Source organism: Blautia sp. BIOML-A1, from assembly GCF_009883055.1.
Classification (GTDB): Bacteria; Bacillota; Clostridia; order Lachnospirales; family Lachnospiraceae; genus Blautia_A.
The window spans coordinates 1-16844 of record NZ_WWVR01000048.1 but is presented as its reverse complement, the minus strand read 5'-3'; the positions used below and the strand labels follow the sequence as shown (position 1 = coordinate 16844).

At 42.0% G+C, this 16844-nt stretch carries 15 protein-coding genes, 7 tRNA genes and 1 rRNA gene; 3 read left to right on the top strand and 20 right to left on the bottom strand.

The window, feature by feature from the left end; genetic code table 11:
* From GT674_RS15405 to GT674_RS15385, 5 genes are all read right to left on the bottom strand, one after another.
* Window positions 1-350, bottom strand: a 350-nt coding sequence (locus GT674_RS15405) for an FGGY family carbohydrate kinase (protein WP_243149154.1), incomplete at its 3' end; no start/stop codon positions are given.
* A gap of 3 nt (window positions 351-353) precedes the next feature.
* Window positions 354-1406: an NAD(P)-dependent alcohol dehydrogenase gene (locus GT674_RS15400; protein ID WP_330427681.1), complete on the bottom strand. Its 1053-nt coding sequence runs from the start codon at window positions 1404-1406 to the stop codon at window positions 354-356.
* A 74-nt stretch (window positions 1407-1480) separates the two neighbouring features.
* Complete coding sequence (locus GT674_RS15395; RefSeq protein WP_118253733.1) at window positions 1481-2527, bottom strand: sugar ABC transporter substrate-binding protein; 1047 nt, start codon at window positions 2525-2527, stop codon at window positions 1481-1483.
* Window positions 2528-2596: 69 nt separating this feature from the next.
* Complete coding sequence (locus GT674_RS15390; RefSeq protein WP_118253736.1) at window positions 2597-3577, bottom strand: ABC transporter permease; 981 nt, start codon at window positions 3575-3577, stop codon at window positions 2597-2599.
* Window positions 3578-3597: 20 nt separating this feature from the next.
* Window positions 3598-5094 carry a sugar ABC transporter ATP-binding protein gene (locus GT674_RS15385; RefSeq protein WP_161286494.1) on the bottom strand — a complete coding sequence of 499 codons (1497 nt, stop codon included), beginning with the start codon at window positions 5092-5094 and terminating at the stop codon, window positions 3598-3600.
* Between the two features lie 303 nt (window positions 5095-5397).
* Here GT674_RS15385 and GT674_RS15380 point away from each other — a divergent pair, with 303 nt between their 5' ends.
* Window positions 5398-6513, top strand: a complete 1116-nt coding sequence (locus tag GT674_RS15380) for an ROK family transcriptional regulator (RefSeq protein WP_118253743.1) — start codon at window positions 5398-5400, stop codon at window positions 6511-6513.
* A 256-nt stretch (window positions 6514-6769) separates the two neighbouring features.
* Here GT674_RS15380 and GT674_RS15375 read toward each other — a convergent pair whose 3' ends face one another.
* The 4 genes from GT674_RS15375 to GT674_RS15360 form a co-directional block, all read right to left on the bottom strand.
* The gene (locus GT674_RS15375; protein ID WP_161286493.1) at window positions 6770-7432 is read right to left on the bottom strand and encodes a methionine ABC transporter permease; all 663 of its coding nucleotides are present in this window, start codon (window positions 7430-7432) and stop codon (window positions 6770-6772) included.
* Window positions 7422-8432, bottom strand: a complete 1011-nt coding sequence (locus GT674_RS15370; RefSeq protein ID WP_161286492.1) for a methionine ABC transporter ATP-binding protein — start codon at window positions 8430-8432, stop codon at window positions 7422-7424. Before GT674_RS15370 ends, GT674_RS15375 begins: the two co-directional genes overlap by 11 nt.
* 41 nt (window positions 8433-8473) lie before the next feature.
* Window positions 8474-9388, bottom strand: coding sequence for a MetQ/NlpA family ABC transporter substrate-binding protein (locus GT674_RS15365; RefSeq protein WP_161286491.1), 915 nt, complete (start codon window positions 9386-9388; stop codon window positions 8474-8476).
* 213 nt (window positions 9389-9601) lie between these two features.
* Window positions 9602-9739: a hypothetical protein gene (locus tag GT674_RS15360; RefSeq protein WP_161286490.1), complete on the bottom strand. Its 138-nt coding sequence runs from the start codon at window positions 9737-9739 to the stop codon at window positions 9602-9604.
* A 266-nt stretch (window positions 9740-10005) separates the two neighbouring features.
* Here GT674_RS15360 and mnmA point away from each other — a divergent pair, with 266 nt between their 5' ends.
* Window positions 10006-11121 (top strand): tRNA 2-thiouridine(34) synthase MnmA, encoded by a 1116-nt coding sequence (mnmA, locus tag GT674_RS15355; RefSeq protein ID WP_161286489.1) that lies wholly within the window; start codon window positions 10006-10008, stop codon window positions 11119-11121.
* Between the two features lie 188 nt (window positions 11122-11309).
* Window positions 11310-12317, top strand: a complete 1008-nt coding sequence (locus tag GT674_RS15350) for a hypothetical protein (RefSeq protein WP_161286488.1) — start codon at window positions 11310-11312, stop codon at window positions 12315-12317.
* 96 nt (window positions 12318-12413) lie between these two features.
* On the opposite strand, the gene dhaS is transcribed toward GT674_RS15350, so the two are convergent.
* From dhaS to GT674_RS15295, 11 genes are all read right to left on the bottom strand, one after another.
* Complete coding sequence (gene dhaS, locus GT674_RS15345; RefSeq protein ID WP_295301401.1) at window positions 12414-12956, bottom strand: dihydroxyacetone kinase transcriptional activator DhaS; 543 nt, start codon at window positions 12954-12956, stop codon at window positions 12414-12416.
* Window positions 12957-12973: 17 nt separating this feature from the next.
* Window positions 12974-14623, bottom strand: a complete 1650-nt coding sequence (locus GT674_RS15340) for an acyl-CoA dehydratase activase (protein ID WP_161286487.1) — start codon at window positions 14621-14623, stop codon at window positions 12974-12976.
* On the bottom strand, window positions 14616-15887 hold the full coding sequence (locus tag GT674_RS15335) for a 2-hydroxyacyl-CoA dehydratase subunit D (RefSeq protein WP_161286486.1): 1272 nt from the start codon (window positions 15885-15887) through the stop codon (window positions 14616-14618). The genes GT674_RS15340 and GT674_RS15335 overlap by 8 nt, the downstream gene beginning before the upstream one ends.
* Before the next feature lie 102 nt (window positions 15888-15989).
* A tRNA-Leu gene (locus tag GT674_RS15330) sits at window positions 15990-16075 on the bottom strand.
* Window positions 16076-16086: 11 nt separating this feature from the next.
* Window positions 16087-16159, bottom strand: a tRNA-Val gene (locus GT674_RS15325).
* A gap of 8 nt (window positions 16160-16167) precedes the next feature.
* Window positions 16168-16241: transfer RNA gene (locus GT674_RS15320), tRNA-Asp, on the bottom strand.
* A 12-nt stretch (window positions 16242-16253) separates the two neighbouring features.
* Window positions 16254-16327: transfer RNA gene (locus tag GT674_RS15315), tRNA-Ile, on the bottom strand.
* A gap of 4 nt (window positions 16328-16331) precedes the next feature.
* A tRNA-Thr gene (locus tag GT674_RS15310) sits at window positions 16332-16404 on the bottom strand.
* Window positions 16405-16478: 74 nt separating this feature from the next.
* Window positions 16479-16550, bottom strand: a tRNA-Glu gene (locus GT674_RS15305).
* A gap of 12 nt (window positions 16551-16562) precedes the next feature.
* A tRNA-Asn gene (locus GT674_RS15300) sits at window positions 16563-16635 on the bottom strand.
* Between the two features lie 72 nt (window positions 16636-16707).
* Window positions 16708-16844 (bottom strand): 23S ribosomal RNA (locus GT674_RS15295); the annotation flags it as partial.

Genomic DNA, 16844 nt, shown 5'->3' with positions numbered 1-16844 from the left:
TTCTCTTTACCGATCTCGTTGTTGAGATATTCTGTTTCTTTCTGGGAACGTCCATCATTCCAGAGGATTGCCGGGCGAATGACCTTGTCATTCTCATCCAGCGTTACCAGTCCATGCATCTGTCCCCCGAAGCCAATTCCAGCAACCTTGGAACGATCAATCCCCTCTGTCAGTTCTTTCATTCCCTCTACGCTCTGCGTAAACCAATCCTCCGGATTCTGTTCTGACCAGCCCGGATGCGGAAAAAATAATGGATATTCTTTTGATACTGTTTTCAGTATCGTTCCATTTTCATCCATTGCCAATAATTTGACAGCAGATGTTCCTAAATCAATACCAATATAAATCATAGATTATTTTACCTTTATAACTGCTTTAACAAGGTCTGTCTTGTTATTTACAGCTTCATCATATGCGTCTTTAATATGATCCAGATCAAACTCATGTGTTACAATATTCTTAACATCAATTGCTCCACTTGCAACTGCTGCAATTGCTTTTGGATAAATATTCTTATAACGGAACACAGATTTAATTGTTGCTTCCTTGTCCATAATCTGAGCAAAATTATAATTGATTTCTTCTTTTGAGGAAATTCCAACTAATGTAATTGTTCCCCCTCTTCTGACAATAAATGGAGTCTGTGCAATAGTCACAGGTGATCCGGCAGTCTCAAATACTACATCTGCACCTCTTCCACCTGTCAGTTCTTTGATTTTTTCAAGAGCATCTTCCTTTCCACTGTTAATCACAGCTGTTGCTCCAAGTTCCATGGCTTTATCCAGACGAGCCTGAACAAGATCTGCTACAATGATCTGACCTGCACCATGTGCTTTGCATGCCAACAGGGTTACAAGACCAATACATCCAGAACCAAGGATTACAACTGTATCTCCAGTTCCTACATTTCCCTGCTCAGCTGCATAAAATCCTACTGACAATGGCTCAATCAGTGCACCTTCTTTTGTAGATACATTTTCTGGAAGTTTAAAACACATATCTTCTGGAAAAGCGATAAATTCTTCATTACATCCCTGAACTGGAGGAGTTGCAAGAAATACAACATCTGGACATAAATTATAATGTCCTGATTTACAGAATTCGCATTTACCACAAGTAATTCCCGGTTCCAGAGCAACGCGATCTCCGACTTTAAGATTTTCCACATCTTTACCCACTTCAACGATCGTACCTGCACACTCATGTCCTAACATGAAATCCTCTGAAAGATCCACTTTGTATGCACCACAGCATCCATTATGATAATAGTGTACATCTGATCCACAAATTCCAACATATTCTAATGATACAAGAACCTCTTTGTCTTTAATCTGAGGAACAGGAATCTCTTTAATTACCATATTATCTGTGCCTCTCATAACAGCACTTTTCTGTAACATCTTCATTGTAACTTCCCCTTTCTTTCTTAGAGTAATTGCCCGATATGTTCTGGCATACCGGGCAACACTTAATAACCTAATTATTCTTCAGCTGCTTTCACATCATCTTCGGTAAGTTCACCATTATCAATATAGATCTGAATGTAATCATCTACGTTATCTGCATTGATTTCCGGAGCATCTACATAATCATTTACATCTGTTACTTCCATTTCACCATTAACAACTTTTTCTGCATACTCCAGATTCTTCTCAGCAAGGTCTGCTGCTGACTGTAATGCTGTAGAAGTAAGAAGTCCTTCTTTGATCAGGAGACATCCCTGTGCTGTTCCATCAACACCATATGCCAGAAAATTCGCTGTTCCATCTTCATTGAAATAATCTTTATTTTCTCTGATTGCTTCAATCGCACCTGCTGCCATGTTATCGTTCATAGAAATGATAGCATCAATATGAGTTCCCGCCTGTACCCAGGATTCCATCAATGTAAGTGCTTCATCACTGTTCCAGTTTGCAAAATCTTCATAAAGAATATTTACATCTGTACGTTTGCTGAAGAAGTTCTCATCCCATGCTTCACGTCTTTTATCTGCATGATAATTTCCGGAAGGTCCTTTCAATACAACAACATTTGCATTTTCAGGAACTTCATCTACAGCTCTTGTTGCACTGACTTTTGCCTGCTCGATTGGATCTGCATCAACAGTACCCGTTCCTGCCATAACAGAAGTATCATCTCCACCATCCAGATCATTCTGATGTGTAGTCGGATTTGTTGTGATAACCGGAATTCCTGCATCTACAAGCTGCTGCACATACGGAGCCTGAGCACCATTGTTATTTGACTGTACAATAACAAGATCATACTGTTTTGTAATACAATCTTCCAGCAGACCGTTTTCTTTATTATCATCGCCCTCGCCACTTACACAGGTAAGTTCAATATCATCATACTTTTCTGCCTGCTTTTTCATTTCAGTTGTAAGCCATGCCGCAAAGGTATCTGAACTTGCTCTTGCAACAAAACATACTCTCTTTGCATCTGCTGCACTGACACTCATCGCCGGTACCATAGACACTGCCATAACACTTGCCAATAAAATTGCTCCGATTTTTTTTGCTTTCATAAATTACTTCCTCCTTAATAAAATATGATTTACTTATACTGTCACTTCCTCGACAGAATAGTTTCTCTTTTACGCCTGTTTATTCCCCTCTTCTTTAACAATGATCACTTTTCTTGATTTTTTAGATTTGCTTACCACATCAAATGCTACTGCAAGAACAATAATTGCACCTTCAATAATCTGCTGAATATAAGAGTTAACACCCAGAAGATTCATAACATTTTCCAGAAAACCAATGATAAATGCTCCGGCTATTGTTCCACTTACTGTACCAATACCGCCTGTAAAAGAAGTACCGCCAACGATTGCTGCTGTCAGACCTGTCATTTCATATCCAATTGCACCGTTAGGAAGACCTGCATTATTTCTTGCCATAAAAATCATTCCTGCAAGTCCTGTCATAATACCATTTAATATGTAAGATTTATAAATATTTCTCTTTGCATTAATACCACTCGCTTCTGCTGCCGCACGACTTCCACCGATTGCATATAGTGCACGTCCATATCGTGTATTATTGACCAGATACCAGACAACAATTGTTACAAGTATCACCAGAATTACTGGCACTGGCACCGGACCTACCATTCCCTGTCCGATCTTAACAAAATTTCCTAACTGAAGAATATTCTGTCCACCGGTAAAATAAAGAGCAAGTCCTCTGGCTGCCTGCTGCATACCAAGCGTCGCAATGAATGCCGGCACATTAAACTCCGCAATGAAAAATGCATTGACAAGATTACATCCCACACCAGTTGCTACTGCTACGATAAGTGCAAGTAAAATAGAGTTTGTCGCTTTGTAAACAGATACAGAATAAACACCTGCCAATGCAAGTACAGAACCAACCGACAGATCAAGAAATCCACTGATAATCAGAAGCATTTCACCATATGCAATCAGAATTCCGACGCATAACTGCCTTGTAACATTGATCAGGTTGCTGTACTGAAGGAAATATGGACTGATAATGCTACATGCCACAAACAATACGATCAGTACAATATAAATACTAAATTTTTGTAAGTTATTTATTTTTTTTGTTTTCATTCTCTTTACCCTCCGCACATTCAACCGTTCTTTAAGCCAGTTGCGTATCTCATAATTACTTCCTGAGAGAATTCCTCTCTGTTGATACATCCGCTTATTTTACCCTGGCACATGATATAGATTCTGTCACACATTCCAATCAGTTCCGGAAGCTCTGAGGATACCATGATGACCGCTTTGCCTTCCTTTACAATATCTGTAATCAGTTTATAGATTTCAAATTTTGCTCCGACATCGATACCTCTTGTCGGCTCATCCAGGATCATAATATCTGGCTCACACAAAAGCCATCTTGCTAAAAGTACTTTCTGCTGATTTCCTCCGGAAAGTGTGGAAATAGCGGTATCAAGAGTCGGTGTCTTTACATGCATCTTCTCGAAGCTTTCTTTTACACTCTGTTTTTCTTTTGCCTTATGCGTATAACCCTTATAGATAATTCTTTCCAGACTGGCAAGACTGGCGTTTTCCATAACACTCCTGACAGGAATAATTCCGTCATCTCGTCTGCTCTCAGAAAGCATGACCATCTTCTGTTGAATACTGTCATGAGGACATTTAATCTTTGCCTCTTTTCCATTAATGAAAACCTGACCTGAATCATGAGGATCCAAACCAAAAATCGCTCTCATAGTCTCTGTTCTTCCAGCTCCGACCAATCCGGCAAAACCAACAATCTCACCTTTCGCAACATGGAAATTTATATCTTCAAAGAGATCTTTCTGAGAAAAACCCTTTATCTCAAGAGCTTTGTCTCCAATCGGAACTGTTTCTTTCGGATATACATTATCCAGTTTTCGTCCAACCATTCTGGCAATGACCGTATCAAGATCAAGATCTTCCGCTCTGTCTGTTGAAACTACAGCACCATCTCTTAAGACTGTAATGTCATCTGCGATTCGGAAAACTTCCTCCATCTTATGTGAGATATAAATAATTGAAATACCCTGTGCTTTCAGTTCTTCTATCTTACGGAAAAGATTTTCAACCTCACGATCTGTAATGGAAGATGTCGGCTCATCCATAATAATAACCTGTGCATTATTTGTAACTGCTTTGATAATCTCAAGCATCTGAATATCCGATACTGTCAGAGTTTTCAGTTTCTGTGTTGGTTCATATGGAAGATTCTCATCTTTAAGAAACTGTCTGGCATCCCGTCTTATTTTTCTCCAGTCTACTTTTCCGAATCTGTTAACTGGAAGCCGCCCCAAAAAAAGATTCTCCTCTACAGAAAGTTCCGGCACATAATTTAATTCCTGTGCTACCATGGAAATTCCCATTTCCATAGCCTGTATAGGATTCTTGATTGTTACTGGTTTTTCATCAAGATATATCTGACCCTTATCTGCCTGATACAATCCCATGATAATTTTCATCAGTGTAGATTTTCCGGCTCCATTTTCACCACAAAGCGCATGAACGGTTCCTTTTCTTACTGCAAAATCAATTCCGCTCAATGCTTTTACGCCAGGAAAGGATTTCTCTACTCCGCTGACCCGCATCTTGATTTCGTCCATTACTTCACCGCCTTTTTAATTTGCTTGACCTGCTTTCTATTTAAGAGTATATTCCTGTGTTTTACTTATGTCAATACTTTTATGTAAGTTTGTAGAATATATAACAAATTATAGTTATTCATTTGTGTATTTTTTATATTTAATCCTGTTTCTTCTTATATATTGACATTTTTTCGCATTATTTGCATCAATGTTTTAACAAAAGTTTTTATTTATCCTCTAGTATTCACTCAACAAAAATGCTATTATATGCATATAAGCAATATATTTTTTATATATTCTGCATAAAAGGAGACAAATCTAATGGAAGAGTATCTTAATAAATCCAAAATATCCGGAGACATTTTCAGATTTCTATACTTAAATAAACAGAGTTCCCGACAGGAAATTGCACAATCTCTCGGCATCAGCCTTCCTACAACTACCCGTAACCTTAATGCACTGCAGGAATCTGGTTTTATTGAAAATGCCGGAGAATTCCAATCCACCGGAGGGCGAAAAGCAATTAGATATCAATGTGTCGCAAATTCCAGATATGCGATTGGTATTGATATCACTCGAAATCATCTTTCTATCGTATTGATTGATCTTGCTTTAAATATCATTGATAATACAAGACTTCGAATTCCATTCCATGAAAGTCACGACTACTTTTGCATTCTGAAACAGGAATTCGAAAAAATTGTTTCGAAGAACATACCTGATCGTTCTAAATTACTTGGAGTTGGCATTGCTCTTCCAGTCATCATAGGCGAAGATCATAAGACTGTAACATACGCAACCGTAATCCCTCTGTCTTTAAACATTTACAATTTCTTCAGCGACTATATACATGAACCGTTTTTATTCTTCAATGATGCAAACTCTGCCGGCCTGGCAGAAAGCTGGAAAGGAGATTATAAAGATGCTGTGGCATATCTTTCTCTAAGCAGTAGTATTGGTGGTGCATATATGAATAATAAAATGATCTACGGAGGCTCCAATAACAGAGGCGGTGAATTCGGTCATATGACAATCATACCTCATGGAAAGCGCTGTTACTGCGGTAGATATGGATGTCTGGATGCTTACTGTACTGCCAATGTACTAACTGATTTCACAGAAGGAAATTTAAAAGAATTTTTTGATATTTTAAAATCAGGAACTAACCGAGGAATTCAGAATATATTTGAAGATTATACCGATTATCTGGCAATCGCCGTAAATAATCTTCGAATGTGCTTTGACTGCGATGTTATACTGGGAGGAAATGTTGGTGCCTATATGGCAGATTATATCGAGGATTTTCGTGAAAAAGCATCAAAGTTAAATCCTTTCGAGAGAGATGGCAGCTATATCCGCGTATGCCATTATCGCACAGAAGCTGCTGCCGTAGGTGCTGCTATTTATTATATTGACCAGTTCATTCAAAATTTCTAATCTTTAAAACCTATAAATCAATCGGATAACAGAAAACTGCCGCCATCCCGGTGAATCTTACCAGGTGGCGGCAGTTTAAAGTTCTGTTTTATTTTTAGGGAAAGGAAAGAGTTCCGGCAACTCTCCCGGCATTGAAGTGTTGCCGAAGGTCTTAAAAGGCTTTTCCTTTAAGACAATTACATCTTACAATATAAATGTGAGGATTTTTTGTCTTTTTTCTAATAAAATTATAAAATTTATAAAATAATTATATCTTTTAGGCTTTTCTTTTGTCTAGTTTTCTGGAAAGCATCATTCCAATTCCCTGAAGGATCTGTACCAGCACGACAAGGATCACGATCGTAACCAGCATGATGTCTGTCTGATAGCGGTAATATCCATAACGAATCGCAATATCACCAAGACCGCCTCCGCCAACGGTACCTGCCATGGCAGAGTATCCAAGGATGGTTCCTACTGCGATGGTCACTCCTACAAGAAGAGAAGTTCTTGCCTCTGCGAGAAGAACCTTCCAGATAATGGTTCCTGTTCCTGCTCCCATACTGACAGCAGCTTCGATCACACCTGGCTCTACCTCCTTAAGAGAAGACTCTACCATACGTGCAATAAACGGAGCGGCCGCGATCACAAGCGGAACAATTGTCGCACTGGAACCATAGCTCTGTCCTACGATCAGCTTGGTGAGTGGAATCACCAGGATCAGAAGAATCAGAAACGGTATACTTCGAAGAATATTCACAATAACATCCAGAATTTTATAGAGAGGGGCATTTGGACGAATTCCCTCTTTGTCTGTAACTGCCAGAAGAATTCCGAGCGGAAGACCCAGGACATATCCGAAGAATGTAGATACCAGAGTCATATACAATGTATCTCTTGTGCCTTCCAGCAGCATCATAATTGTCTGATCATCCCACATCTTCCTTCAACTCCTCTACTCCCATATTGATTTCTTTCAGGTACTGGATCATCTTATCTGCCACTTCCTCAAGTTCCGGAAGCTGCAGGATCATTTCGCCCTGTGCCTGTCCATTGATGTTCTTTGTATCTGCATACAGAATATTGACAGGCGTTCTGTATGTCAGAACCAGATTCGCAATTACCGGTTCAAAAGAGGATTTCTCCCGGAAAGTCACACGAACCAGGCGTTTGCCTTTCATTTCCTTAATCTGGGTTCTTCCACTGAATACCAGTTTTCTGGCTTCGTCTGTCTTTGGATTTCGGAACAGTTCTTCCACCGTTCCCGTTTCTACCAGAGAACCTCTCTCCAGAACTGCTACCTTGTCGCAGATTTCCTGCACAACGCTCATCTCATGTGTGATAACAACAACTGTGATTCCATAGTCTCTGTTGATCTCTTTGATCAATTCCAGGATTGCCTTGGTTGTCTGAGGATCCAGTGCACTGGTCGCCTCATCACAGAGAAGGATCTGCGGATCACTTGCCAGTACTCTGGCGATCGCCACCCTCTGCTTCTGGCCTCCGGAAAGCTGGGACGGATAAGAAAGAGCCTTCTCCTCAAGACCCACAATCCTAAGGTATTCCAGAGCTTTTTTGCGGGCTTCCGCTTTCCCGATCCCGGCAATCTCCATCGGAAAACAGACATTATCCAGTGCTGTTCTCTGCATAAGAAGATTAAAATGCTGGAAAATCATTCCTATCTTCTGACGCTCTTTACGGAGCTCTTTTTCTGAGAGCTCCGTAAGATTTTTGCCGTTAACTTTTACTGTTCCTGATGTTGGTCTTTCCAAAAGGTTCAGGCATCGCACCAGTGTACTTTTGCCTGCACCGGAGAGACCGATGATTCCAAAGATCTCTCCCTTTTCGATAGAAAAACTGATGTTTTTGGCTGCCTCTACAGTTCCGCCCTTGGTTTCAAAGCGCTTGCAGAGGTTTTCAACCTGTATCATCGGTTCCATTTCATTTCTCCCCCTGTCCCTTAAAAATACCTGAATTCCTGTTATTCTGCGTCAGCCTCTGCTGCTTCTGTTGTCTCAGCATCTGTGTCAGCTGCTTCGTCTGCAGCCTTTTCTGTGTCATCTGTGGAATCCTCGAACGGAACAACTGCACCGTCGTATTTCTCGTTGATAAAGTCTTTGATCTCATCAGATTTCAGAGTGTCTACCAGGGCTTTGATTGCTTCGCTGTCTTCATTTCCTTCTTTGACTGCAATGACATTTACATAAGTTTTTGCTGCCTCGGAATCAGAAGTTTCGTGTGCAATGGAGTCATTGGATACGGAATATCCTGCCTGCAGTGCATAGTTACCGTTTAATACTACGAATGCAACTTCATCTTTGACACGGGAAACCTGTGCTGCTTCCAGCTCCTCGATCTTGATGTTCTTCGGGTTTTCTTCGATATCCTTGACAGTTGCCTCAAGTCCTGCTCCGTCTTTCAGAGTGATCACACCGTTGTCCTGGAGAAGCAGAAGTGCTCTTGCTTCGTTTGTAGTATCGTTCGGAACTGCGATCGTATCGCCATCTTCCAGATCATCAAGAGTTTCTTTTTTGCCAGGATAGATTCCAAATGGCTCATAGTGGATTCCGCCTGCATTTACGAGGTGTGTTCCCTGCTCTTCGTTGAAGTTGTCAAGATACGGAATATGCTGGAAATAGTTCGCATCAAAATCTCCGCTCTCTACTACAAGGTTTGGCTGTACATAATCATCAAATACCGTAACTTCCAGATCCCATCCTTCTTTCTCGAGGATTGGTTTTGCTTCTTCCAGAATCTCTGCATGCGGTGTTGCGGAAGCTGCTACTTTGATGGTTCCTTTCTCTGCATCAGCGCTTACAAGAACGCCGTTTGCTGTAAGTGCTCCGATTGCCAGTGCTGCTGCAAGTGATACTGTGATAATTTTCTTTGTTTTCATGATTTTTCCCTCTCTTATTCATTTATATTTTAGTCTTTTTATTCAATTGTAAATGACTTCCTGCATGAATGTGATTTGGATAAAATCCATGAAACAGAAACCTGCTCTGTAATGTTTCTGTAAAAAAAATAACAGGAAGTCCTCTGGAGTCTCCCTGTTCATGCAATCTGCCACATTAAAAAATGCTTTATTTACATCTTGGTATCTGCTCTCTTATATAAAATCAGCAGATATCTCAGGAAGTCTCTGATACATAGAAGTACAACAAAACATAGACATGTACATGTTCATGCACATCCCCTGATCCATCATACACATGACTTCCCTCTGAACTGCATTTCCTGTAACCATGATTCTTCCTCCTTCTTTTTAATATTCACTACATTCATAGTGTCAACGTCAAAATACATTCCGTCTCGGAAAATGTATTACCTATTTCTCCGATAGGTTGAATATATCATGTCTTCTTCACAATGTCAACACATTTTTAATTTTTCCCAAATGCATTTCTTCATTGCTTGACACTAATTTCTTATAATGATACCATACTCTTGATTAATTCGCAACTGTTCACGGTGAACAGGAACACCTATTCTTTCATTGACAGGAGAAAAATTATGAATAAAAAAGCAATCATTGCCATGAGCGGTGGTGTTGATTCCAGCGTTGCAGCCTATCTGATGGTTCAGCAGGGCTATGACTGCGCCGGTGCCACTCTGAAGCTTTATGATAATCCACAGTGCAGCTATCCGGGACACCGGGCATGCTGTACTCCTTCTGATACAGAAGATGCCAGAAGTGTTGCTGCACGTCTCGGTATGCTTTATTATGTATTTCCCATGCAGGAGAAATTCCATCAAAGTGTCATTGATAAGTTTGCAGACACCTATCTCCACGGCGGCACACCGAATCCATGTATCGACTGCAACCGTTTTCTCAAGTTCTCAGCACTTCTCGATAAGGCAAGAGAACTCGGATGTGAATACATTGCAAGCGGTCACTATGCCCGCAGAGAGCAGGATCCTAAGACCGGACGTTTCCTTCTCAGGAAGGGGCTGGATCCTACCAAGGATCAGAGCTATGTACTCTACGCCATGACGCAGGATCAGCTTGCCCATACGCTCTTTCCTCTTGGCACCTACACCAAGAAAGAAATCCGTGAGATTGCACAGGAGCAGGGCTTTATCAATGCCGATAAACCGGACAGCCAGGATATCTGCTTTGTGCCAGACGGGGATTATGCGACCTTTATTGAACAGTATACCGGAGAGGCTTCCAAACCTGGTGATTTCGTAGATAAGGAGGGAAAAGTCCTCGGCAGACACAAAGGGCAGATTCATTACACCATTGGTCAGCGCCGTGGGCTCGGAATTGCAGCACCGGAATCCCTCTATGTGTGCGGCAAGTCCCTGGATACCAATAAGGTTATCCTCGGAGGCAAGGACGACCTTATGAGTAATTACTGCTATATCAACGATATCAACCTAATCCCCTGGGATCATCTGGATAAACCCATTCAGTGCAAGGTCAAGACACGCTACCGTCAGCCGGAGCAGCCAGCTACCGTAGAACAGCTCGGAGAAGACCTTATCCGAATCACCTTCCAGGAACCGCAGAGAGCTGTCACACCCGGACAGGCCGCTGTTCTCTATGACGGAGACATGGTGCTTGGCGGAGGCACGATTCTCAGCGAGGAAGCAGTCCAGACACTCTGCAAAATAAATGAGAAATAACCTATACATCTCTTTTTATATCTACCGGAAATTGGAGTTTCTGATTTCCGGTATTTTTTAGGACAGGTCTTTTATAATGTCTATTGAATACCCCTGCACTTTATGATTTAATAAATGTAAAGATATTACAAAATAGAAATGATTTTTTTATCTGTATTTTACATTTTTTGTATCGAAGGGATATCAAAATGACAGCAAAAACTTCTCGAATTATCATAAAAACATTTATCAAAACCGCACTCAAGGATTCGGATGAATCTCCTGAACGATGTGCACGAAATCTCGTAGATATGGCTCTGAATTTTGCAAATGGACGATTTCAGCAGTCTTTCTTTGAGATGTCGCGGGCAATTCTGAATAATGAAAACAGTCCTTACTACCCACTGATCGCGGATGCTCTTAAACATATGGATAAGGAAAAACTACTCGAATTCGGACTGGATCTCGGATACAACAGCTGTACCTCCGGTGCCCATATAATACGTAAGTTGAAACGAACTGAGAATATCAATGTACCATGGCTTCTCTCCATGATCATTGACACCGCCCGCCCTGATTTTCTCTCTGATTATCAGTCTGTACTGACACAGGGAAAAGAACTTGGCATCTACACTTACTTTATTACAGTCCCAAAAGATCCTGCCAAAGTTCTTCCACTTATCCGAAGCAATCCTGACTGTGCAGTTATCTTACTGTGCGATACCTCCGATATAACAGAGGATTTCGCCGAAACTGCTGAGACGCTGAACAATCTCTTATTTGCAGTAACTTATGGAGATCAGGCGGAAACTGCCTGTCTGATACTCAGAGATCATCAGCTTCTATATTCTCTTTATAACGTTTATTCTGATGAAAGCAGCTCTGATATTCTGTGCGGTACTTATTTCCGTTTTGCAGAAGAAATGCACAGTCTGTTTGCCGCAGTTCTCGCTGAACCTGACTGTACTGAGGAAACCCGCAGATCTGTATACCAGACGGTAGAGAATTCTCGAATTTCCCAGCTTTACAGAACGGTTCCTCTGGATTTCTTCTACGATACAGAGAAGATTGGAAATATTATCTCCTCACCTGCAAGTGTTGTAGGATTTGATGCTGATGGAACCCTTTATGCTCCAGGAAGAGTTCCCCTAAAAACATCCTGTAATTTCTTCCAGCAGCCCCTCAAAGAAATTTTCAGTAAAATATCTGCAGAATAACTCTGGTTACTTTATTGGAACATTACGAAATAATTTCCTGCAAGTCAAAATAAGCCTTATTCATTCGTGATATATTTCGAATGAATAAGGCTATTCTTATCCTTCCAGTCTCTCATGCGTCTTTACAACTACCTTAATACAGGATTGGAGCAATCTGACAAATTCTTTTGGAGGTACAGGATTCCTGTCTGAAATCCATCTGCCAAGCGAACATATAATAGCATCATTCCAGAAAGTTACATAAAACTCTGTATTCGTCTGTTCTCCCAGAATTTCCTTAATATCCTCTGCCATCACCGGTCCTACAATATCCCGGAAATGATTGGCAAACGAATTCTGATCCTCTACTTTCATTACTTTTCTGTAGAAATCTTTGTTTTTATAAAAATAATCACAGAGATGAAGTACACTGTCCCATCCGATGAGATCTACTCCAAGTTGTATATGACTTAAGTATTCCACATCAAAAATCCAGTTTACAAGGTCAAACTTATCCTTAAAATGATAGTAGAAACTCTTACGGTTCATGTTGCACTTTGCGCAGATATCAGAAACAGTAATTTTGGTAAATGGGGTAGATTCCATTAATTCCTTTAATGCAGATGCCAGTGTACGCTTCGTAATATTAGAGTCTGCCACGATAAATACCCTCCTTCTTACATTTCTGCCGCAAACAATGCTGCCCCAAGAGCTCCACAAAGCTGTGATTTATCGCTGATCACCAGCTTTGTTCCCAGTCTTTCTTCCAATGTTCTGACAAGGCCCTGATTCTGTGCAACGCCGCCGGTCATCATATATGCCTCTTCTCCTCCAACACGCTTTACGAGGGAGGCTGTTTTGGCAGCAACTGCTTTGTTCAATCCATGTACGATATCATCAGTTGCTTTATTCTGCGCAATCAGAGAAACCACCTCTGATTCAGCAAAAACTGTACACATGCTGGAAATCGTAATGTCCTCCTGATAGGAAAGTCCTACTTTGCTAAGTTCATCCAGGCTCATTTCCATAGTTTTTGCCATCATCTCCAGAAAACGTCCTGTGCCTGCCGCACACTTGTCATTCATGACAAAGTTTTTGACCGAACCGTCATCGTTCAGACGGATAACTTTGCTGTCCTGACCGCCGATATCAACGACCGTTCTGACAGAAGAATCCAGAAAATGAGCTCCTCTTGCATGGCAGGTGATCTCTGTGATACTTTTGTCGCCATCAGATATCGCAGTTCTTCCGTATCCCGTAGTTACAACTGCATCGATATCTTCTCTGTTCAGACCGGACTGTCTGAGTGCTTCTTCCAGTGCACGCTCCGCACCATTTGCAGCCCCTGCTCCTGTTGGCATGATCACACTGGAGACAATCTTTCTCTCTCTGTCCAGTATCACAACATCTGTGCTGGTAGAACCGCTGTCAATTCCTGCAAAATATCCCTTACCCATGGTGTTCTCCTTTCTCGTTTCTGTCTCTATATTCAGGCTCTCTGCGAAGGCCTCCAGACGTGTGCTCAACTGTCCGCTGCTCTGTACGGTATAATCCGATTCGATCTTGAGGAGCGGCACATCCGTATGACCCTTGATATCAGAATATTCAAAGCTGTAAAAATCACAGAACTTTACGGTATGATAGATGATTCCCTTTAAAGATGGATCCTGATAAAGCTGTTTACGGCCTGCATGATCCATCATGCGCATGCACGGGATCTGGTGAAGAAGTTCCTCCGCATACCATTCCATGAGCTGATCAAAGTCCAGATTTTTTTCCGGAAGTGCAGTTCCCACAGAACGATTGTTGACGCAGGTCTCATTTACTACGGGCAGCGGCATGGCATCCTGCGTCATCTGAAACAGTTCATTTCCCATTCTCGCTCCAAGAACTGCAAGGTGCGGATCCTGTGCTCTCTTTTTCGGATGAAAAGCCTGGAGAAATTTTTCTTTACTGAACGTAGTTCCTTTGTATTCACCGTAAGCTCTTGCAAGTTCCTTTAACTGTGCCACAGTTCTTTCACGACTGCAGCTTGTATCACAGTGAAGCATATCTACCATATACAAAAAGTCCAGTTCACCGCTGTCTTCCAGAATGTCATAGACACTTCGGATCGTATCACAGCAGTTTACCAGGATCAGTTCTTTTACTTTTCCTGCCAGAACTGCCTCAAGGACTGCTTTACCAAAACCACAGATATTCGGATGCGCCACCTGCTCTGCCAGATCAAATCCCTCCGGCATATCATTCAGGATCTCACATTCTCCGCCTAATGCTTCAAGAAGTTCCACCGGTGTATATTTACAGACATAATATGTTTTATTCATGATCAAAATCCCCCAGCATCTCCAGAAATGCTCCCAGTCTCGTAGAAGTCTGTCCTTCTCCGCCATGACTTCTGTCACAGCCGTCTCCATCCAGGATCAACAGCGGAATGCCCGCTTCTTCAAAGCGTTTCTTGGCAATCCTGGAGCCCCCAAGAGTATGCTTGCAGCCCCAGTGGTTAAACCAGACAACACCATCAGCTCCTGCCTGTTTCGCATGACGGATTCCTGCATCGATTCTACGGGAAACAGGACCATTCAGTGCATGATATACAAGGCGCAGTGCCATTTCTTCATAAGGATCCTCAGAATGCTTCGTGATATCTACCACCTGTGCAAGCTCACATCCTACAATCTGTGCTTCCTCTTTCAAAAGCAGTGCATCTTTCACCGCCTGTGACCAGAACGGGATCGTATGCATCCAGTAGATATGTCTGCCTTTTTTTGCAGGGGCTTTGCTGACATCTTCAAGAAGTTTTTGTGTATAAAGTTCTTCTTCCTCTGTTCCAAGAAGAATGTTGTTTGTCATTCCACTGTAAAGCGGAGAAACAAGGTCTGAAGGTATGTATTTATCTGCTCTTGCACTCTGAAACTTGTCGTAATTCTGCAATGTCCTGCGACTTCTTGCAAGACGTTCCTTCAATTTTGATTCATCAATAGTTCTGCCGGTTACTTTCTCAAGGAAAGGAACCAGGGCTCGAAGCTGTGTTGCTACATAAGACACATTTGCCGGTGTCTGTGCGGATGGTATATCAATAGAAAAAACCGGGATGTCAAAAAACTCTGCCAGTCTGTGAAATGTAAGAAGGTTTGCGTCACACGCCAGGTTCGTATAAACGATACATTTCGGTTTCGGAAGAAGGCCCTTTTCTGCAGCTCCGATAAATGTCTTGTGATAACTGCAAAGTGTTTCTGAAATTCCAGAATCCTCTGCTCCCTGAAGAAAAGGTCTCTCTACCTGTGATGCCGCAAGATAGCAGGAAAAGCTTTCTACATTGTATGGATACAGTCCTGCCTCCTGAAGCAGTTCGCACGGAGTAAATACACTTACCATAACCGAACTTTCTGGATGCTTCAGCGGCTGTGTCATAACGTTCATCATCATGCCGGCCAGATACTGATCCGATGGATTCAACTGCCCTTCTGGAAGAAAACGAAATTTCAGGTTCTGCGCTTCCCATCCTGTCTTTAAAAGCCACCTCGCTCTTTCCGGTGACGTTTCACACCATTTCTCTATGTAATTTCCAAATGTCTTCACTATCTCCATATTTTGGTCTGACCGCCTTTCTTCCAAACAGTATATAGCAAATCATCGTTTATGACAAGCAAAAAAAAACTCCAATCCAAATTGGATTGAAGTTCATATCACTGCCGCAGACCGGAATCGAACCGGTACGGGTATCACTACCCACGGGATTTTAAGTCCCGGGCGTCTGCCAGTTCCGCCACTGCGGCATATTCAAAAATGGGACCTATAGGGCTCGAACCTATGACCCTCTGCTTGTAAGGCAGATGCTCTCCCAGCTGAGCTAAGATCCCTTAAAAAACGACCCAGATGAGACTCGAACTCACGACCTCCGCCGTGACAGGGCGGCGCTCTAACCAACTGAGCCACTGGGCCAAAAAACAATAATGGACCTTCGGGGACTCGAACCCAGGACCGACCGGTTATGAGCCGGTTGCTCTAACCAACTGAGCTAAAGGTCCAAAAAGCCGATGATCGGACTCGAACCGATAACCTGCTGATTACAAATCAGCTGCTCTGCCAATTGAGCCACATCGGCATATAACTATCAGATGTATTATACACCAAATGTTGTAATCAAGCCATCCCAAAATCACATTTATTATTTTTTAATGACTCCAAGGGGATTTGAACCCCTGTTACCGCCGTGAAAGGGCGGTGTCTTAACCGCTTGACCATGGAGCCAGGTATAAAAAACTCCCCCTGTTGGACTCGAACCAACGACACTGCGGTTAACAGCCGCATGCTCTACCGACTGAGCTAAGGAGGATTATCAGAAGATATATCGTATCTTCAAAACCACATACATGTTGACTAAGCAATTATATCACAACCAAGCTTGTTGGTCAAGCCCTCACCCTATTAGTAGCAGTCAGCTCCATACGTTACCGTACTTCCACCTCTGCCCTATCAACCTCGTCGTCTTCAAGGGGGTTTACTCCTTTCGGATGGGATATCTCATCTTGAGGGGGGCTTCAC